Source organism: Burkholderia sp. BCC1208 (genome assembly GCF_902833095.1).
GTDB lineage: Bacteria > Pseudomonadota > Gammaproteobacteria > Burkholderiales > Burkholderiaceae > Burkholderia.
This window is the reverse complement of the sequence record NZ_CADFDY010000010.1, coordinates 114,367-131,374: the sequence shown is the minus strand read 5'-3', so window position 1 is coordinate 131,374 and position 17,008 is coordinate 114,367. Positions and strand designations below refer to the sequence as shown.

General features: G+C 68.5%; 19 protein-coding genes. 8 read left to right on the top strand and 11 right to left on the bottom strand.

The window, feature by feature from the left end; genetic code table 11:
- The first annotated feature begins 247 nt into the window (after positions 1 to 247).
- Positions 248 to 2,251: a cyclic di-GMP phosphodiesterase gene (gene pdeR / locus HWX09_RS24145; protein WP_027782280.1), complete on the top strand. Its 2,004-nt coding sequence runs from the start codon at positions 248 to 250 to the stop codon at positions 2,249 to 2,251.
- Positions 2,252 to 2,302: 51 nt separating this feature from the next.
- Here the strand turns inward: pdeR and HWX09_RS24140 are convergent, their stop codons facing one another.
- Positions 2,303 to 3,166, bottom strand: coding sequence for a crotonase/enoyl-CoA hydratase family protein (locus tag HWX09_RS24140; protein ID WP_027782281.1), 864 nt, complete (start codon positions 3,164 to 3,166; stop codon positions 2,303 to 2,305).
- 910 nt (positions 3,167 to 4,076) lie between these two features.
- Here HWX09_RS24140 and HWX09_RS24135 point away from each other — a divergent pair.
- Positions 4,077 to 4,397 carry a DUF1840 domain-containing protein gene (locus HWX09_RS24135; RefSeq protein ID WP_027782282.1) on the top strand — a complete coding sequence of 107 codons (321 nt, stop codon included), beginning with the start codon at positions 4,077 to 4,079 and terminating at the stop codon, positions 4,395 to 4,397.
- A 122-nt stretch (positions 4,398 to 4,519) separates the two neighbouring features.
- Here HWX09_RS24135 and HWX09_RS24130 read toward each other — a convergent pair whose 3' ends face one another.
- The 3 genes from HWX09_RS24130 to HWX09_RS24120 all read right to left on the bottom strand — a co-directional run bounded on the left by HWX09_RS24130 (position 4,520) and on the right by HWX09_RS24120 (position 5,247).
- The gene (locus tag HWX09_RS24130) at positions 4,520 to 4,666 is read right to left on the bottom strand and encodes a hypothetical protein (RefSeq protein ID WP_175888598.1); all 147 of its coding nucleotides are present in this window, start codon (positions 4,664 to 4,666) and stop codon (positions 4,520 to 4,522) included.
- A gap of 43 nt (positions 4,667 to 4,709) precedes the next feature.
- The gene (locus HWX09_RS24125; protein ID WP_027782283.1) at positions 4,710 to 4,985 is read right to left on the bottom strand and encodes a hypothetical protein; all 276 of its coding nucleotides are present in this window, start codon (positions 4,983 to 4,985) and stop codon (positions 4,710 to 4,712) included.
- 76 nt (positions 4,986 to 5,061) lie between these two features.
- A complete protein-coding gene (locus HWX09_RS24120) occupies positions 5,062 to 5,247 on the bottom strand; it encodes a hypothetical protein (RefSeq protein WP_027782284.1) in 186 nt (61 codons plus the stop codon).
- Positions 5,248 to 5,622: 375 nt separating this feature from the next.
- Between HWX09_RS24120 and HWX09_RS24115 the strand changes: the two genes are divergently transcribed.
- Positions 5,623 to 7,530 carry a DUF3857 and transglutaminase domain-containing protein gene (locus tag HWX09_RS24115; RefSeq protein WP_027782285.1) on the top strand — a complete coding sequence of 636 codons (1,908 nt, stop codon included), beginning with the start codon at positions 5,623 to 5,625 and terminating at the stop codon, positions 7,528 to 7,530.
- Positions 7,531 to 7,599: 69 nt separating this feature from the next.
- Complete coding sequence (locus HWX09_RS24110) at positions 7,600 to 7,764, top strand: hypothetical protein (RefSeq protein WP_175888597.1); 165 nt, start codon at positions 7,600 to 7,602, stop codon at positions 7,762 to 7,764.
- A 49-nt stretch (positions 7,765 to 7,813) separates the two neighbouring features.
- Here HWX09_RS24110 and HWX09_RS24105 read toward each other — a convergent pair whose 3' ends face one another.
- The gene (locus tag HWX09_RS24105) at positions 7,814 to 8,863 is read right to left on the bottom strand and encodes an AraC family transcriptional regulator (protein ID WP_027782286.1); all 1,050 of its coding nucleotides are present in this window, start codon (positions 8,861 to 8,863) and stop codon (positions 7,814 to 7,816) included.
- Positions 8,864 to 8,933: 70 nt separating this feature from the next.
- On the opposite strand from HWX09_RS24105, the gene HWX09_RS24100 reads away from it, so the two are divergent.
- Positions 8,934 to 10,136 (top strand): MFS transporter, encoded by a 1,203-nt coding sequence (locus HWX09_RS24100; protein ID WP_027782287.1) that lies wholly within the window; start codon positions 8,934 to 8,936, stop codon positions 10,134 to 10,136.
- Positions 10,137 to 10,191: 55 nt separating this feature from the next.
- Here the strand turns inward: HWX09_RS24100 and HWX09_RS24095 are convergent, their stop codons facing one another.
- Entirely contained in the window at positions 10,192 to 11,070 is an 879-nt protein-coding gene (locus tag HWX09_RS24095; protein ID WP_027782288.1) for an aldo/keto reductase family oxidoreductase, read from the bottom strand.
- A 101-nt stretch (positions 11,071 to 11,171) separates the two neighbouring features.
- Here HWX09_RS24095 and HWX09_RS24090 point away from each other — a divergent pair, with 101 nt between their 5' ends.
- Positions 11,172 to 12,071 carry a LysR family transcriptional regulator gene (locus HWX09_RS24090; RefSeq protein ID WP_027782289.1) on the top strand — a complete coding sequence of 300 codons (900 nt, stop codon included), beginning with the start codon at positions 11,172 to 11,174 and terminating at the stop codon, positions 12,069 to 12,071.
- Between the two features lie 6 nt (positions 12,072 to 12,077).
- Here HWX09_RS24090 and HWX09_RS24085 read toward each other — a convergent pair whose 3' ends face one another.
- From HWX09_RS24085 to HWX09_RS24070, 4 genes are all read right to left on the bottom strand, one after another.
- Complete coding sequence (locus HWX09_RS24085) at positions 12,078 to 12,923, bottom strand: helix-turn-helix transcriptional regulator (protein ID WP_027782290.1); 846 nt, start codon at positions 12,921 to 12,923, stop codon at positions 12,078 to 12,080.
- A 48-nt stretch (positions 12,924 to 12,971) separates the two neighbouring features.
- Positions 12,972 to 13,529, bottom strand: a complete 558-nt coding sequence (locus HWX09_RS24080; protein WP_027782291.1) for a carboxymuconolactone decarboxylase — start codon at positions 13,527 to 13,529, stop codon at positions 12,972 to 12,974.
- A gap of 141 nt (positions 13,530 to 13,670) precedes the next feature.
- Positions 13,671 to 14,432 (bottom strand): isocitrate lyase/phosphoenolpyruvate mutase family protein, encoded by a 762-nt coding sequence (locus HWX09_RS24075; RefSeq protein ID WP_027782292.1) that lies wholly within the window; start codon positions 14,430 to 14,432, stop codon positions 13,671 to 13,673.
- Positions 14,433 to 14,578: 146 nt separating this feature from the next.
- Positions 14,579 to 15,046 carry a MarR family transcriptional regulator gene (locus tag HWX09_RS24070; RefSeq protein ID WP_027782293.1) on the bottom strand — a complete coding sequence of 156 codons (468 nt, stop codon included), beginning with the start codon at positions 15,044 to 15,046 and terminating at the stop codon, positions 14,579 to 14,581.
- Between the two features lie 81 nt (positions 15,047 to 15,127).
- On the opposite strand from HWX09_RS24070, the gene HWX09_RS24065 reads away from it, so the two are divergent.
- Entirely contained in the window at positions 15,128 to 15,496 is a 369-nt protein-coding gene (locus tag HWX09_RS24065; protein WP_027782294.1) for a YciI family protein, read from the top strand.
- A 94-nt stretch (positions 15,497 to 15,590) separates the two neighbouring features.
- Positions 15,591 to 16,208, top strand: a complete 618-nt coding sequence (locus HWX09_RS24060) for a glutathione S-transferase family protein (protein ID WP_027782295.1) — start codon at positions 15,591 to 15,593, stop codon at positions 16,206 to 16,208.
- A 54-nt stretch (positions 16,209 to 16,262) separates the two neighbouring features.
- On the opposite strand, the gene HWX09_RS24055 is transcribed toward HWX09_RS24060, so the two are convergent.
- Positions 16,263 to 16,985: an HAD-IA family hydrolase gene (locus HWX09_RS24055; protein WP_027782296.1), complete on the bottom strand. Its 723-nt coding sequence runs from the start codon at positions 16,983 to 16,985 to the stop codon at positions 16,263 to 16,265.
- Positions 16,986 to 17,008: the final 23 nt, after the last annotated feature.

Below are 17,008 nucleotides of genomic sequence, written 5' to 3'. Positions count from 1 at the left end.
TCTTCTCTAAATGTGAGTGCCAATCTTCATCGTCATTTGATAAGATGGCTTCCATCATTCGTAAGGCAGAACCTGCGCGCATCACGCGCGAACGCCGGTTGCATCAGCTGCAAACAAGTACGGGACGAGGCGGCCGCCACGGCAATCACGGCTGCCCTGCCGGGCACGCGCACGGCGCGGCCCGGGAAGGCGGCGGGCCTGCTCGCCTCCGTCTACACTGTGCGTTTTTTTGGATCGGGGCGTGTCCATGGATGACGAAAACGATAGCGCGGTGCTCGAGGCGCATGTCGGTACGCGCAGCCCCTGCTGGCGTCTCGGCAGCGACAGCAACGCGCTCGAACTGGCCGCGGTCCGCGGGCTGACCAATGTCGCTGTCGCGCTGACGGTCGAGCAGGCCGCGCGCATCCGCGCGCTGACCGGCGTCACGTCGCACCTCGTGCTCGACATCGTGCTGTTCGGCAACCCGGTCAGCCTCCATCTCGTCGGCAGGAAGGTCAATACGGTCGACTGGGCCGGCACGGCGTCCGCCTATTCCGATACCGCGTCCGTCGCCGGCGACCTGTCGCAAGGGCTCGCGTTCGCCGAGCAGGTTGTGTCCGAAGTGAATTCGCTCGTCGTGATCCTCGATCGCAACGGGATGGTGCAGCGCTTCAACCGCCTGTGCGAGGAAGTGACGGGCAAGCGCGAGGTCGACGTGATCGGCCGCAGCGCGTTCGAGCTGTTCATGAGCCCCGAGCAGGGCGCGCAGTCGCGCAGCAACATCACGGGCTTCTTCGCGAGCAACCAGTCGTTCGCGGTCGAGCGCTACATCAACACGGTCAACGGGCCGCGCCTGTTCCAGTTCCGCAACAAGTTCGTGCAGAGCGGCAGCGGCGTCGACGAGCAGTTCCTGATCTGCTCGGGCATCGACATCACCGAGGAGCGCACCGCGCAGCAGCGGCTCACCGAGCTCGCGACCACCGACGTGCTCACCGGGCTGCCGAACCGCCATGCGATCAGCGAGCGCATCCGCACGGCGATCGCCGAGGAGAGCGAGCTGACGCGCGGCCAGGTCGGCATCCTGTTTCTCGATCTCGACAACTTCAAGCGCGTCAACGATCACTACGGGCACATCACCGGCGACCGCCTGCTGCAGGACGTGTCGGCGATCATCAGCGGCTGCCTGCCGTCCGGCGCGACGCTCGCGCGGCTCGGCGGCGACGAATTCCTCGTGCTGTTCGAACACGGCACGCGCCCGCTGCTCGAAGCGACCGCGCAGATCATTCTCGAGCGGCTGCGCACGCCGATCCATCTCGGGCTGATGGAGGTCTACACGAGTTGCTCGATCGGCATCGCGATGTATCCGCAGCACGGCGATTCGCTCGAGACGCTGATCCGCAGCGCCGACACCGCGATGTACGTCGCGAAGGAAGCGGGCAAGCATACGTATCGCGTGTTTTCGCTGGAGATGAACCAGAAGGTCGCGAAGTACATGTGGCTCGACACGAACCTGCGCAAGGCGCTCGAGGACGAGCAGTTCGTGCTGCACTACCAGCCGGTGGTCGATATCGCGACGGGCGACGTGCACGGCGTCGAGGCGCTGATCCGCTGGCAATCGCCCGATCGCGGGCTCGTCGCGCCGGTCGAGTTCATCCGTTTCGCGGAAGAGTCGGGGCTGATCGCGCCGCTCGGGCGCTGGGTGATGCGCACCGCGGCCGCGCAGGCCGCCGCGTGGAAGGCGAAGGGGCTCGGCATCCGGATCGCGGTGAACGTGTCCGCGCGGCAGTTGCAGGACATGAACATCGTCCACCAGTTCGCGTCGATTCTCGACGGCGCGGGGCTGAAGCCGGGCCTGCTCGACATCGAGCTGACCGAGAGCTGCTTCATCGAGGACGAGGAAGCGGCCATCGGGCTGATGCGGCAATTCCGCCAGCTCGGCGCGGAGATCCATCTCGACGATTTCGGCACCGGCTATTCGTCGCTGTCGCAGTTGTCGCGCCTGCCGCTCGATGCGATCAAGCTCGACCGCACCTTCATCACGGCCATCGACCGCAATCCGCGCTCGCAGGCGCTGGTGCGCTCGGTCGTGTCGCTCGCGAAGGCGCTGAATTTCGCGGTGGTCGCCGAAGGCGTCGAAACGCATGCGGAAGCCGAGTTCCTCAAGCAGCTCGACGTCGATCACGCGCAGGGCTACTACTACGCGCGGCCGATGCCGGCGCAGGCGTTCGAGGCGTGGCTCGCGGAGACGAGAAAGCTCAGGCTGATCGCTTGAGCGTCGCTCCCCGGAAACGGGCGCCGCCGGCCGTCGGCGGCGCCCGTCGCGTTACACCGTGCGCAGTTTCGACACGCGCCGGTTCTGCAGCATCACCAGGCGTTCCATGTACGCGAGATCCTTCGGCTCGATCGTGAACGCCGCATGCACCCACGCTTCCGTGATGTCCATCAGCTCCGAGCGCGACAGCTGGAACACGCGTTCGCGGGCGCGCAGCATCGCACGGATGCCGTTCAGCCTGGGCTTCGTCACGTCGATGAAGGTGCGCGTCGCGAGATACGCGTCACCGACGTCGAACGTCTCGTCGATCAGGCCGCGATCTTCGTACCACTCGGCCGCGTGCGCTTCGCCGGTCGCGATCAACGATTCCGCGAGGCCGCGGTTCGCCTTGCGCGCGACCAGCGAATAGCCGCCCATGCCCGGGAACAGGTTGAACGCGATCTCGGGGAACCCGAGTTTCACGCCCTTCTGCGCGAGCACGTAGTGATGGGCGAGCGCGGCCTCGAAGCCGCCGCCGAGCGCGCTGCCCTCGACCATCGCGATCGAGATCGCGCCGGTGCCGAAGCCGGTGTAGATCTCGTACACGCCGTCGATGCACGAGCGCGCGTAGGCCATCAGCTGGTCGCGCCGGCCGCTGCGGATCGCGTCGACGAAGAAGCTCAGGTCGCCGCCGACGTTGAACAGCTCGGGGACGAGCGACCCCGTCACCCAGAAGTCGAACGTGAGACCCGAGTCGCGTGCGGCGCGTGCGAGATGAATGATATCGGTGACGAGTTGTTGGTTGAAGCACGGCCGCGGCTCCGATCGCAGCATCATCCACATGACGTTACGGCCTTCTTCGTAGAAGGCGGTCAGTTGCGAGAGTTCGCCGGCTTCGTAAAACGGCCGGCATGCCGGATGGGATTGGAGTTGCATGGTATGTCCTCGTGAGATGTGGTTTTTAAAGCGCGCCGCGCCAAGCGCCATGCGGGACTCGAGGTGCCCGCATGGCGCCTGGCGCGAGGCATCGCCATTGTTGCGCGCGCACAAAAGTCGAATTGCGGGGAAAAACGCACGAACGGGATGCCGGTGCGGATCGCGTCCGGGCGGGCCCGGGGCGACGGCCAGAGCGATGGGGATCGGAAGGGAGGGCGGTGGGGCGGGCGAGAGGCGCGGTTCTGCCGGCGCCGGCCGGCAGCCGATCCGGCGCAGGGTTGCCGACGCCGTTCGCTTACATGCCGAAAGCGCTGCCGGGCTGCCGGGCTACCGGGCGTGGGCCGCGGCTGCATGCCGGAAAGCGGGGCGGTTGGCGGCCGACGTGCTTGATCCGCCCATGCGGCATGCAGTTACAGAAGCGCTCGACGGTTACGTCGCGCACCGTCGCCGCAACGGCATCGAGGTAGGCGGCCGGGTCGCATCCGGCGATCCGGACGGCCGGACAAGTTTTGCTAAGACGCGCGACGCATTGCCGCGATCAATCGAACGGCAAATCCTTGCCGGGAGAGATGCTGCAAGCGCGTCGGCGACTGCAAGTAATGAGTCGACGCGAGATGCGTTGCCCGGCGAATGCCGCGTCGTGGCAGAGGTGCTGCCCGATTGCAGTCATTCACGAGCTGCACGCTTGAATGCATCACGTTGTGATATAAAATAAGAGCAGGCCTTCGCGCGATCCTGCCTCGACGCCGCCAACGAACCCGGCCGCGCCACGCGCGCCTCGTGCCGGGCGAACGTCCGGTTCAGAAGAACCGGGCGGCGCTCACGCGCGGCGGGATGGCCGACGGGCCTCGCCGCGACCGGCGGCGCGATGCGCCGTACGGGTTCGCGGCGACGAGAAGGGAAAATGACGATGCTGATAACGTTTCGGTCCTCCGCCGCCCCCGATATCGTGATGTTGCGCGATCTGGCGCAGTACCTGCTCGGGCTGGTCGGCAAGGGGCTCGACATACGCGGTGTGATTTCCACCGACGAATTGCCGGGCGCGATCGCGCGGCTCGAACAGGCGATCAGGGACGATGCGGCGCGCGAACGGGCTCACGAGTATTCGACGCTGGGGTTGCGCGATGGTGCGTCGCCGCATGCGAACGGGCTCGCGCAGCGCGCGTGGCCGCTGCTGGACATGATGCGTGCGGCTCATGAACAGGGCCGGCACGTGATGTGGGGCGTGTAGGCGCGCAGCGCGCGCGTGCCGCCTGCGGAACCGAACCTCCGCTGAAAGGCCGATGGCTTCGCGTCTCGACCGACGCGCGTGCCGTCGGCCGATTTTTTTGCGCGCCGGAATTGCCTGCGCGGTTACGGATGACGATGCGTATGCGAGCGCGGCGAGCGGTGCAGCAGCCTGTCGCGCGTGCGGTCGCGGCCGCGCCGGGTCGCGAAGAACAGCACCGCGAACACGAGAATCGCGAGCAGCACGAGGGTCTGGACGATACCGTTTTCCATGTCGCCTCCGGCGGAATGGGGACGCGGGATGCGCGACCGGCCGTCAGCCGGCGGGCAGGCAGGTGCTGGCGAGCTTCGTGTCGATGAAGCGCTTGGCCAGTGCGATCGACACCCTGAGCGCGTCCGCGTCGTCGCGGAACACGTGATGCTTCGGGTCGAGCAGGTGCGTTTCGTGGCGGCCGCGCGCATCGCGCCAGCACACGACGGCGAGCGGCTGGTACAGCGCGCCGAGTTCGAGCCCTTCGCCGGCCACCGGATCGACGAACGCGACCGCGCGGATCTCGCACTGGCGATAGGTCAGACGGAGTGGCGATGCCATGAGCGTCTCCGTGGCGGGCGTGGGACGTTCCGGCCCTGCGCGGCGGCTGACCGGACGAACGGCTGCCGCGTCGCGGTCACGTCAGCATCGGCATCGCTTCGATCAACGCGATGCCGAGCAGCGCGCCGAGCGCGGCGCCGATCAGTTTCGGATGCCACCGTTCGAGATGCAGCGCCGTCAGCAACGCGCCGAACAGGATCACGCCCAGCAGCGCGAATGCAATCACGAGGTAACCGATTTCGAAATCGTTGTTGATCAGCATGATGTCTCCTTCCCCATGTCGGCGTGTCGCGTGCGGCGGTGTCTTGCTCGTGCCGCCGACGTCGCACGCCCGATGTGCCTGACTGAATTATATGTCACAACATGATATAAAAATCGACCGCGCCCGGGTAAGGCTGCGCACCGCGACATGCCATCCCGCGGCGCCCGCGAGGCCGGCCGTCACGGCTTGCCGGGTCGCGCGCAGGCCTTGCGGCCGGCGGCTTGACGCTCGCCGGTACGTCACCCACACTGGGCCGCACGACGGCACACGCCTGCGGGTGGCGCGGGCGGCCGTCATGCGTGCGTCATGCGGGGCGGGCTGTCGCACCGGCGCGCGGCGCCAACGCCCGGTAACGAACGCGCGGAGAGTTTCGACGTGGTGCGTTTTCCTTCCCGATGGACCGGCTGCCTGTTCGCGTGCGCCGTGGCGCTCGGCGCGGGTACGGCCGTGGCCGATACGCGCGACACGGGCGATTCGCACGACGCGGGCGAGACGGCGTCCGTCACGCTCGTCAGCGACGTCCACGAATTCGTGATCCAGCACGACGGTTCGCTCGACGAGCACGACGATTCGACGCTGCGCGCGAACGACGCGAACGGTATCGACGCGGTCGCGCAGCGCTACGTGTGGTTCGACAAGAATCTCGAGAAGGTGGAACTGCTCGCGGCCGAGACGATCGACCGCGACGGCGTCGCGCATCCGGTCGGCGCGGACGGCATCCGCGACGTGCAGGAGCCGCGCTCGGCCGGCGCGCCGACGTTCCAGGACGGGCTGCTGCGCACGGTCGTGTTTCCCGGCGTCGAAGCCGGGTCGAGCACGCGCGTCGCGTTCCGCAAGACCCGCACGAAGCCGGTCAATCGCGGCTACTTCGGCTACTACGTCGAGCCGTCGCGCGAGCCGGTCGACCGCCAGCGGCTGATCTTCGACGTGCCGGCCGACATGCCGCTGTATGCGGACGCACGCGGCTACGTCGCGTTGCCGCCGGTCACGGCGAACGGCCGCACGCGCTACGAATTCGACTACCGGCACGGCGCGTACGATCGCATCGAGAGCGGCGCGGTCGGCTACCCGACCTACGGCGACCGGCTCGTCGTGTCGACGCTGCCCGACTACGCGGCGTTCGCCGCGCGCTACCGCGACGCAGCCGTCGACCCGAGCGCGAACGATCCGGCCGTCGTGCAACTGGCGCGTGCGCTCACGGCGGAGGCCGCCGATCCGCGCGACAAGGCGCGCCTGCTGTACGACTGGGTGCAGGCGAACGTGCGCTACGTCGGGTTGTTTCTCGGCGAAACGGCCGCCGCGCCGCATCGCGTGACCGACATCCTGCGCAACCGCTACGGCGACTGCAAGGATCATGTCGCGCTGTTCGGCGCGTTGCTGGCGGCGGTCGGCATTCGCAGCGAACCGGTGTTGATCAATCTCGGCGCCGTGTACACGCTGCCATCGGTGCCCGGCTACGGCGGCGGCGCGATCAATCATGCGATCACGTGGCTACCCGATCTCGGGCGCTACGCGGATACGACGACGGCCGGCATCGCGTTCGGCTACCTGCCGCCGATCGTGATGGATCGGCCCGCGCTGCTGGTCGATACGGGCGTGCTGTCGCGCACGCCGGCCACGCAGCCGCGCGCCCGCACCGCGCGCCTTGCGATCGATGCCGCGCAGCCTGGCGCCGCGCGTTTTCAGGCTTACGTCGAGGACGACGGCTGGACGGCCGAACTCGAACGCAACCTGTTTCGCCGCGCGTCGCGCGACCGCATCGCGCAACTCGCGAACGAGCGCCTGCGGCAAAGCGGCCTGCGCGGCCGCGCGCAACTGTCGACCAGCGACCGGCGCGTGTCCGAGGGCCCGTTCGACGTGACCGTTACCGGCACGCTCGATCATTTCGTGTGGCCGGACGGCACGACCGCGTTGCCCGCGCTGTCGAGTCTGACGGGCGGCATCGCGACGCAGGTCGAGACCTGGCTGGCCGAGCCCGTGCGCACGCAGCCGTGGGGCTGCCTCGGGGGCACGTTCGACGAGACCGGCCAGATCGCGTTGCCGGCGGGCGTCGCCGTGACCGATCTGCCGGCCGATGCGGCCGTGCACGACCGTTTCGTCGACTTCACCTCGCATTACGTGTTCGATGCGGCCGCGCGGGTCGTGCAGGTGACGCGGCGGATGAAGGCGGATTTCGGCCGGCAGGTGTGCACGCCGGACGAGTTCGCCGCGCTGCGCGCGTCGCTCGAGCGCATCGAACGCGACACGCAGGCGCAGATCGTCGTGCGGGCGAAGCCACGTTGAGCGGCGCGGGCACGGCGTTCGCTCCGGACGGGCGAATGACCGCAATCGCCGACGCGCAGGAGGGACATCATGACGGAGCGGGACCGCGAAATCGCCGAACTCGCGAAGGAATTGCTGGGGCGGATCGTGCAGGGGACGGTCGCGACCGGCGCGGCAGTCGATGCGCAGCAGTGCGCGGCGCTCGCCGTGCAGTGCGCGACGGCGCTGGTCGACCGGCTCGACGCGCTGAAGTGACGCCCGGCGGGCCGCCACCGCCACAGGCGTCGGCGCCGCGCGTCGGGCGTTACGCTTCGGCGGGCACGTCGCCGTCCGCGCGCACGGCGCCCGGCGGCTTGCCGACCACGCGCTTGAACGCACGGCTGAAGGCGGCGAGCGAACCGTAGCCGAGCCGGTACGCGACGGCTTCGATCGTCTCGCGGTCGCGCGCGATCCACTGCGCGGCGAGCCGCATCCGCAGCTCGGTCAGGTAACGCACGGGCGTCATCCCGGTGGCCGCGAGGAAGCGCTCGGCGAACACCGAGCGCGACACGCCCGCTTCGGTCGCGAGTTCCGCGACGCTCCAGTTGCGGCCCGGGTCGCGATGCAGCGCGACGATCGCGCGGCCGAGCTTCGGCTCGCGCAGCGCCTGCACCCAGCCCGTGGCGTCCCCGCATCCGCACTCGACCCAGCCGCGCACGATGAACGCCGCGACCACGTCCGCGAGCCGGGCGAGGATGCCCGCGAAACCCGCGCGCGCGGTGCACGCTTCGCGCTCCATCGCATCGAGCATCGGGCGGATTTCCGGGTAGCGCGCGAGCAACGTGCCCACGTGCATGAACTCGGGCATCGTGCCGACCAGCGGCTGCATGCCGCCGAGGTCGAGTTCCATGCACGCGCTGAAGATCAGCGCGTCGCCGGCGCCGGGTTCCGACGTCGCGCAGGTCGCGGGCGAGACGCCGGCCGACGCCACCGACGCGACCGTATCGCAGATCTTCGCGACCTCGAAGCCGTTGATCTCGCGGCACGGCACATCCGGATCGGACACCAGCGCGTGCATGCCGCCGTGCGGCAACAGGATCGCGTCGCCGCCCTCGAGCCGCATCGTGTCGCCCGACGCGTCGCGCAACAGCACCGGCCCGCGCACGACGAAATGGAACTGCGCGCGGCCCGGCGCATGGCCGAAGTTCAGTCCGAACGGCCGCGCGACCTGGATGCGGCGGTACTGGACGCCGCTCAGGCGCATCCCCAGCAGCAGCTCGCTGACGAGGTCGTGCACGTCGGGAATCGGGGGAAGAAGGGGCTCGGACATATCGAGATACGGACGTTCGATCAACAAGAACGGATTGTATGTCATAGACCGTCCTGTCGCTGTTCCTTACGATACGCCCTTATCAGTATTTTCCCTAACCGACACGGAACCACGCATGAATCCCGGAATCTCCTCGGCCGCCTCGACGGCGGCCACCCGCGAACCGGCCTGGGGCGCGGTATTCGCGATGGCGCTCGGCGTGTTCGGGCTCGTCACGGCCGAATTCCTGCCGGCGAGCCTGCTGACGCCGATGGCCGAAAGCCTCGGTGTGACCGAAGGCGTGGCCGGACAGGCCGTCACGGCCACCGCCACGGTCGCGCTCGTCACGAGCCTGCTGATCTCGGCGCTCACGCGCACGATCGACCGGCGGCGCGTGCTGCTCGTGTTCTCGGTGCTGCTCGTCGCATCGAACCTCGCGGTGGCGTTCGCGCCGAACTTGGGCGTGCTGCTGTTCGGCCGCGTCGTGCTCGGCATCGCGCTCGGCGGTTTCTGGACGATGGCGACGGCCACCGCGATGCGGCTCGTGCCGACGGCGATGGTGCCGCGCGCGCTGTCGATCATCTTCAGCGGCGTGGCGGTCGCGACCATCGCGTCCGCGCCGATGGGCAGCTACTTCGGCCACCTGATCGGCTGGCGCAACGTGTTCCTGATCGCGGCCGTGCTCGGCGGCATCGCGTTCGTGTCGCAGATGGTCACGCTGCCGTCGATGCCGCCGAGCGGCACGACGCGGCTGCGCACGCTGATCGACGTGCTGCGCCGGCCGACCGTCGGCCTCGGAATGTTCGCGACGATCCTCGTGTTCACCGGGCATTTCGCGTTCTTCACGTATCTGCGGCCGTTCCTCGAACAGGTGGCGGGCGTCGGCGTGAACGGGCTGTCGGCGATCCTGCTCGGCTACGGCATCGCGAACTTCGTCGGCACGTCGCTCGCGGGCCGCGTGCTCGAACACCGGCTGCGGCCGATGCTGATTGCCATGCCCGCGCTGATGGTCGTGCTCGGCATCGCGCTCGTCGTGCTCGGCCGCGCGCCGATGATCGACGCGGTGCTCGTCGCGTTGTGGGGGATGGCGTTCGGCGGCGTGCCGGTCGCGTGGTCGACGTGGGTCACGCGCACCGTGCCCGACGAGGCCGAGAGCGCGGGCGGGCTGATCGTCGCGGCGATCCAGCTCGCGATCGCGACGGGTGCGGCCGTCGGCGGCGTCGTATTCGACGCGAACGGCGCGGCAGGCGTGTTCGTCGGCGCGGCGATCGTGCTGGCGGTAGCGGTCGCGACGATCGTGACCGGCGTGCCGAAGCGGGTTGGCGTGGCCGCGACCTGACCCGCCCGGCGGCCCGCGCTGCACGGGCTGCCGGGGCCGGGCGATCGTCCGCGCGTCAGGCGGCGTCGGTGCCCGCGATGCGGTCGAGTTCCGCGAGCGCGTCGGCCGGCAGATCGACGTCGGCTGCCGCGAGATTCTCGCGCAGATGCGCGACCGACGACGTGCCGGGAATCAGCAGGAGATTCGGCGCGCGGCGCAGCAGCCATGCCAGCGCGACCTGCATCGGCGTCGCGCCGGTACGGGCGGCGACGCCGGACAGCGTCGACGACTGCAGCGGCGAGAAGCCGCCGAGCGGAAAGTACGGCACGTAGGCGATGCCGTCGCGAGCAAGCGTGTCGATCAGGGCATCATCGCCGCGATGCGCGATGTTGTAGTGGTTCTGCACGCAGACGATGTCGCAGATTCGCCGGCCCTGTGCGACCTGCGCGGGTGTGACGTTGCTCAGGCCGATGTGCCGTACGAGCCCGCGCCGCTGCAGCTCCGCGAGCGCGGCCAGCGGCGCTTCGATCGATCCTTCGGCCGGCCCGTGCGTATCGAACATGATGCGCAGGTTGACGATGTCGAGCACGTCGAGCCCGAGGTTGCGCAGGTTGTCGTGTACGGCCTGTTCGAGCTCGCCGGGCGTCAATGCGGGCAGCCACGACGCATCGTCGCCGCGTCGCGCGCCGATCTTGGTGACGATCACGAGATCGTCGCGATACGGATGCAACGCGTCGCGAATCAGCCGGTTCGTGACGTGCGGGCCGTAGAAGTCGCTGGTATCGAGATGGTCGACGCCCAATTCGACGGCTTCGCGCAAGACGTTCAATGCCGCGTCGCGATCCTTCGGCGGGCCGAATACGCCGGGGCCCGCAAGCTGCATCGCGCCGTAGCCGATCCGTTTGACGTGGCGATCTCCGAGCCTGAAGGTGGCGGGGTAGGGAATATCGGGCATGACCGTGCTCCTGTCGAGGGGATGAATGCGTTCAGCATAGGGATGAGTCGTCTGCGCGATAAGCGGGCATAATCCGCACGGGTTGTACGAAAAGGCGAACAATGCAAACCGATCTGGGCGATCTGAACGCGTTCATGGCCGTGGCACGCGCCAGCGGATTCCGCGACGCCGCACGCATGACGGGCCTCAGCGCGTCGGGGCTGAGCGAGGCCGTGCGCCGGCTGGAAGCGCGGCTCGGCGTGCGGCTGCTGCACCGCACGACGCGCAGCGTCGTGCCCACCGAAGCCGGCGAGCGCCTGCTCGCGCGCCTCGGGCCCGCACTGACCGAGGTGGCGGCGGCGCTCGACGGTATCGACGAATTTCGGGACCGACCGGCCGGCACGCTGAAGCTCAACGTGCCGGTCAGCGCATCGCGGCTCGTGTTGCCTGCGATCGTGCCGCGCTTTCTCGACGCGTATCCGGATATCCGGCTGGAAGTGATCGCCGACGAAAATTTCGTCGACGTGCTGGCGGTCGGATGCGATGCGGGTATCCGCTACGACGAACGGCTCGAACAGGACATGATCGCGGTGCCGATCGGCCCGCGCATCCAGCGATTCGCGACCGCGGCGGCGCCCGGCTATCTCGACCGGCACGGCCGGCCGCGGCATCCGCGCGACCTGCTCGACCATCGGTGCCTGCGCGGGCGCTTCGCCAGCGGCGCGATGCCGCCGTGGGAGTTCGAGCACGACGGCGAGGTCGTGCGGGTCGAGCCGGCCGCCGGCCCGCTGCTGGTGCAGATCGGCGGGGCGACGGAGCTGATGGTCGATGCGGCGATCGCCGGTACGGGCATCGTGTATCTGTTCGAAGACTGGCTGCGCCCGCATTTCGACAGCGGCGCGCTCGAACCTGTGCTCGAACCGTGGTGGCGGCCGTTCTCGGGCCCGTTTTTGTACTATCCCGGGCGGCGTCTCGTGCCGCCGGCGCTGCGCGCGTTCATCGATTTCGTCAAGGAATCCTGAGCACCGTCAGCGCGCCGGCGCGTGTGCGTCGAGCAACTGCCGGTGGCGCGCGTCGGTCGCATCGTCGACGGGAAACATGCATTCCATGCGTAATTCCTGCGCGGCCGCGCCTTGCGGCGTGCCGATCGTCGTGACCAGCGAGAAGTAACGCAGCACGACGCCTTCGTGGATGAAGCCGATCGGGACGACCGGCAGCGAGGGCGAGGCGGCCGGCGCCGGCGGCGTGTTCCAGTCGCGCGGCGTATCGGGGCAGGCGAGCAGGTCGTCGAGCAGGCGCCACGTGCCGTCGTCGATCACGCGGCCCACCGATTCGCGGTGCACGCGTTGCAGCAGGCTGCGCGACACGGTGCTCCAGTCGGCCACGAACGGCCGCATGCCGTGCGGATCGAACATCAGACGCAGCAGGTTGCGCGGCCCGTCGCGCGCCGGCATGTCGATGAAGCACCCGAAAAAGCGCGGCGCCGCATCGTTGGTCATCAGCACGTTCCAGTGACGGTCCATCACGATCGCCGGAAACGGCTCGTGCTGGCGCACGACCCGTTCGAGCGCGCGGATCACGCCGTGCATCTCCTGCGCATCCCACGGCGCTTCCGAATACATCGGCGCATAGCCGGCCGCGAGCAGCAGCGCGTTGCGCTCGCGCAGCGGCACGTCGAGCGACTGCGCGAGCGTCAGCAGCGTGTCGCGGCCCGGCACGCTGCGCCCGCTTTCGATGAAGCTGATCTGACGCTGCGAGATCCCCGCGTCGAGCGACAGGTCGAGCTGGCTCACGCCGCGCACGTCGCGCCAGTCGCGCAGCAACCGGCCCAGTTCGTGCGGCGGTGGGTTCGAGACGCGGCGGCGAGTGTTCATCGGCGTTCCCTGGTCGTTCCGTGATCGACGCGAACGACTATATCGAACTCACGCGGCGTGTGCATGCCACGCGAAAGCGTCGAACGGCGCTTCGAGCGCCGGCTGCGCGACGCTGCCGACGTAGTTCGTGATCGTCGACGCGGCCACCACGGCGATGACTTCCAGCAACTGCTCGGCGGTAAAGCCGGCATCGAAGAACGATCGGCGGTCGGTATCGGCGAGGCGGCCGCGGGTGTCGATCAGCGCGCGCGCCGCGGCCGACAGCGCGGCCAGTGTCGCGTCGGCGGGCAGTTCGCCGCGCCGGATCGCGTCGACGTCGGCCGTCGGCACGCCGTGTTTCAGCGCGAGCGCCGTATGGAACGCGACCGGCCACTCGCTCGCGTTCGTGACCGCGTTGGTGAGCAGGAGTATCTGGATCTGCGGCTCGGTGAGACTGCTCGCGTGCACGCGCTCGAACAGGCCGATGAAGCCGTTGATCAGCACCGGCGACGCGGCCATTGCCGCCGCGATGTTCGGGACCACGCCGAAGGCTTGCCGGAGTTGCTGGAGGACGGGCTTCGATTCGGCCGGCGCGGAATCGATCGTATGAAGCGGATAGGCGGACATGATGTCTCCGGGCGATGGGCGCTGCCGGAAGGGCGGCGCGACACCCGAAGCGTAGAAGCGGGCGGGTCGCGCGCCAATTACATGCGATGTAATCGTTTGACGGGGCGGCGGTGGACGCCCGCCGCCCCGCCCGTGAATCCGTCAGACGCCCTGCTTGACCAGCGCCGCCAGCGTCTTCATCGCCTGCAGGTACGGATACGGCCCGTGGCTGATGCGCGCCACGCCGTATTCCGCGAGGTCGGCGAGCGTCGGCGTTTCCGCGACGCGCATCACGTTCACCGGCAGCGGCGACGCGGCCGTCAGTGCGCGAATGAGCGCCGGCGAGCGCAGGCCCGGCACGAACAAGCCATCGGCGCCGGCCGCCGCATAAGCGCGGGCGCGTGCCAGCGTCGCGTCGAGCAAGCGTTCGTCGTGCGTATCGGCTGCCGCGAGGAAAAACACGTCGGTGCGCGCGTTGATGAAGTAGTCGGCGCCCGCGCGATCGGCCGCCTGCCGGGCCGCCGCGAGACGGGCCGACGCGGCGTCGACGTCGCGCAGTTCGCCCGTCGACGGAACGCTGTCTTCGAGATTGCAGCCGATCGCGCCGGCCCGGATGCTCATCGCGATCGTCTCGGCGACATCCTCCGGCCGCTCGCCGTAGCCGCTTTCGAGATCGACGGTGACGGGCAAGTCCGTCGCGCGCACGATCCGCTCCAGCACCTCCATCATCAGTGCGCGCGGCATCTGCTCGCCGTCGGCGAAACCGTTGGCAGCCGCGACCGACCAGCTGCCGGTCGCCAGCGCGACGGCGCCGGCGTCGGCCACCGCGCGCGCACTGCCGGCGTCCCACACGTTGAACAGCGCCAGCGGCTGGCCCGCACGGTGAAGCGACCGGAAAGTCGCGCCTTTCTCGTTGTTGCCCATGTTCGTCTCCTTGTGGATACCGGATCGGTTGTCGTGCCGAGCGATATTGCCACCGAATCGGGCGGTGCGACGGGGGCCGGCCATGTCTGCTGACAGCGCGTGGCAGGAAGTGCGCGCGACCGCCGCGGCGCGATCCGTGCGCCGGCTCAGTCGCGCGAACCCGGATCGATCGACAGCGTGCGCAACTGACCGCGCAACTGATCGACTTCGCCCGGCGCGAACGGCCGCTCGATCTCGGCATGCGCGTGCCGCCACAGCGGGAACGCTTCGGCCAGCAGGTCGTGTCCGGCCGGGGTCAGCTCGAGCAGGCGGCTGCGCCGGTCGTCCGGATCCTGCGCGATCGTGACGAGGCCGCGCCGCTCGAGCGGCTTGAGCGCCGCGGTGAGCGTGGTGCGGTCCATCGCGAGCAGCGACGCGACCGATTTCATCGGGGCCGGTTGCGGCCGGTTCAACGACATCAGCAGCGAAAACTGGCCGTTGGTGAGATCCAGCGGGCGCAGCACATCGTCGAAGATGCGCGCCAGATTGCGCGCCGCGCGCTGCATGTGCAGGCACAGGCAGCAATCGCGAACCATCAGCGTCGTTTCGAAGGGAAGCTTTTCTTTTCGTGCCATGTTGCAATTGTGTTGATATCAACCTATCTTGTCAAGGTCGAGGCGCGGCAACCCGCCGTGTCCGTCATCGGAGGAGAAGGCATGAGTGCGCAACAACAGTTGTATCTCGCCGTATTTCTCGGGACCAAGGATAGCCCCGCGATGAAGGCCTGGCTCGCGCTGGCGGAGGAAGAGCGGCGCACGCGCGAGCGCGACGGCATTGCCGCCTGGCATGCGTGGGTCGAGCGCCATCGCGACGCGATCGTCGAGCTGGGCGGGCCGCTCGGCAAGACCAAGACCATCGACGCAGGCGGCATCCACGACACGGCCAATGCACTGAGCGGCTTTACCGTCGTGCGGGCGGCGTCGCACGACGCGGCCGCCGCGCTGTTCGAAGGTCATCCGCATTTCACGCTGTTCCCGGGCGTGTCGATCGACGTGATGCCGGTGCTGGCGATTCCCGGCGCATGAGCGACGCGCGATGCCGGGCACGGCACGTCGCTTCGTTCGACGCGCGGCGGCCCGGCCGCAGACATCTTTCCGACATTCTGGATGGAGATTGGCGATGAAGCTTTACGGATTTGCCGGCACCCGCTCGCAACGGGCGCTGTGGGGGCTGAAGGAGCTGGATGCGGATTTCGAATTCGTGTCGGTCAACCTGCTCGAGGGCGAGCACAAGCGGCCCGAATTCCTGCGCCTCAATCCGGCCGGCAAGGTGCCCGTGCTGGTGGACGGCGACCTCGTGATTCCCGAATCCGCCGCGATCGTGCTGTATCTCGCGGACAAGTATCCGGAGAAGGCGCTGCTGCCCGTCGATCCGGCGCTGCGGGCGGAGGCCTATCGGTGGGTCATGTTCGCGGTGACGGAGCTCGAGCAGCCGCTGTGGCGGATCACGCGGCATACGTTCCTCTATCCGCCGGAGAAGCGCTCGCCGGCCGATATCGAACTGGCGCGCGAGGATTTCGCCACGATGGCCGTGATTCTCGACAAGCATCTCGAAGGGCGCGAGTTCATCGTCGGCGATGCGCTGACGGTGGCCGATTGCGTGACGGCCTACCTGATCGACTGGGCGAGCGAATGCCACTTGATCGAACCGTTCCCGCAATTGCGCGCGTATCTCGAACGGCTGTATGCGCGACCGAAGGCGCCGCAGCGGATCGCGGAGACGAGGAAGGCGGCGTGAAACGGGTGATGGGTCATGCGCCGCATCGGCATGACCCGCCTCGTTCGCCCATGATCAGGACACCGTATCGGGTCCGCCGAGCGCACGGCACAGCATCGCCAGGTCGCGCAACGTAAGATGCGGCGTCGCCGGATGCGGCGGAGCCTGTTCTCCTTCCGCCCGCGGCTCGCGCACGACCCACGCGGCCTGAAGCCCCGCATTCAACGCGCCGACGATATCGAGGTGGAAGTCGTCGCCGACATGCAGCAATTCGGCCGGACGTACGTCGAGTGCGTCCGCCGCCGCATGGAAGATCTCGGGTTCCGGCTTTGCGAAGCCGAATGCACGCGCGCTGAGCGTCGTGCGGAAGAATTCGCCGCCGCCGGTCAGCCGGAGATCCGCGTTGCCGTTGGTGACCGCGATCAACGGAAAGCGGGCGCTCAACCACGCCAGCGCCGGCAGCGCGTCTTCGTAGAATTCGACGCGGTTGCGCGTCGCATAGAAGACGTCGTAAGCACGGTCGGTCAGCGAGACGTCTTCGTTCGCGCGTTCCAGCGCGAGCCGGATCGACCCGATTCTCATCGCGCGATAGTCGCCGGCGAGATCCGGGCAGGAACGTTCGTATTCCTCACGTAGCGCACCGAGTGCCTGTTGCGTCGACAGCACGCTCGCGGTATTGGGCGCGTGCTCGATCAGCCATGCGCGAAGCGCCGCCTCGGCCCGGACGACGGACGGCCCGAACGGCCACAGGGTGTCGTCGAGGTCGAACGAGAGGGCGGAGACATTGGCGAGACGCATGGCGGTCGAAAGCGGAAAGTCGT

What these genes read in the sequence shown, in the direction of transcription:
- pdeR (WP_027782280.1), top strand. Translation starts at nt 248, where the DNA reads ATGGATGACGAAAACGATAGCGCGGTGCTCGAGGCGCATGTCGGTACG.
- HWX09_RS24140 (WP_027782281.1), bottom strand. Translation starts at nt 3,166, where the DNA reads ATGCAACTCCAATCCCATCCGGCATGCCGGCCGTTTTACGAAGCCGGC.
- HWX09_RS24135 (WP_027782282.1), top strand. Translation starts at nt 4,077, where the DNA reads ATGCTGATAACGTTTCGGTCCTCCGCCGCCCCCGATATCGTGATGTTG.
- HWX09_RS24130 (WP_175888598.1), bottom strand. Translation starts at nt 4,666, where the DNA reads ATGGAAAACGGTATCGTCCAGACCCTCGTGCTGCTCGCGATTCTCGTG.
- HWX09_RS24125 (WP_027782283.1), bottom strand. Translation starts at nt 4,985, where the DNA reads ATGGCATCGCCACTCCGTCTGACCTATCGCCAGTGCGAGATCCGCGCG.
- HWX09_RS24120 (WP_027782284.1), bottom strand. Translation starts at nt 5,247, where the DNA reads ATGCTGATCAACAACGATTTCGAAATCGGTTACCTCGTGATTGCATTC.
- HWX09_RS24110 (WP_175888597.1), top strand. Translation starts at nt 7,600, where the DNA reads ATGACGGAGCGGGACCGCGAAATCGCCGAACTCGCGAAGGAATTGCTG.
- HWX09_RS24105 (WP_027782286.1), bottom strand. Translation starts at nt 8,863, where the DNA reads ATGACATACAATCCGTTCTTGTTGATCGAACGTCCGTATCTCGATATG.
- HWX09_RS24100 (WP_027782287.1), top strand. Translation starts at nt 8,934, where the DNA reads ATGAATCCCGGAATCTCCTCGGCCGCCTCGACGGCGGCCACCCGCGAA.
- HWX09_RS24095 (WP_027782288.1), bottom strand. Translation starts at nt 11,070, where the DNA reads ATGCCCGATATTCCCTACCCCGCCACCTTCAGGCTCGGAGATCGCCAC.
- HWX09_RS24090 (WP_027782289.1), top strand. Translation starts at nt 11,172, where the DNA reads ATGCAAACCGATCTGGGCGATCTGAACGCGTTCATGGCCGTGGCACGC.
- HWX09_RS24085 (WP_027782290.1), bottom strand. Translation starts at nt 12,923, where the DNA reads ATGAACACTCGCCGCCGCGTCTCGAACCCACCGCCGCACGAACTGGGC.
- HWX09_RS24080 (WP_027782291.1), bottom strand. Translation starts at nt 13,529, where the DNA reads ATGTCCGCCTATCCGCTTCATACGATCGATTCCGCGCCGGCCGAATCG.
- HWX09_RS24075 (WP_027782292.1), bottom strand. Translation starts at nt 14,432, where the DNA reads ATGGGCAACAACGAGAAAGGCGCGACTTTCCGGTCGCTTCACCGTGCG.
- HWX09_RS24070 (WP_027782293.1), bottom strand. Translation starts at nt 15,046, where the DNA reads ATGGCACGAAAAGAAAAGCTTCCCTTCGAAACGACGCTGATGGTTCGC.
- HWX09_RS24065 (WP_027782294.1), top strand. Translation starts at nt 15,128, where the DNA reads ATGAGTGCGCAACAACAGTTGTATCTCGCCGTATTTCTCGGGACCAAG.
- HWX09_RS24060 (WP_027782295.1), top strand. Translation starts at nt 15,591, where the DNA reads ATGAAGCTTTACGGATTTGCCGGCACCCGCTCGCAACGGGCGCTGTGG.
- HWX09_RS24055 (WP_027782296.1), bottom strand. Translation starts at nt 16,985, where the DNA reads ATGCGTCTCGCCAATGTCTCCGCCCTCTCGTTCGACCTCGACGACACC.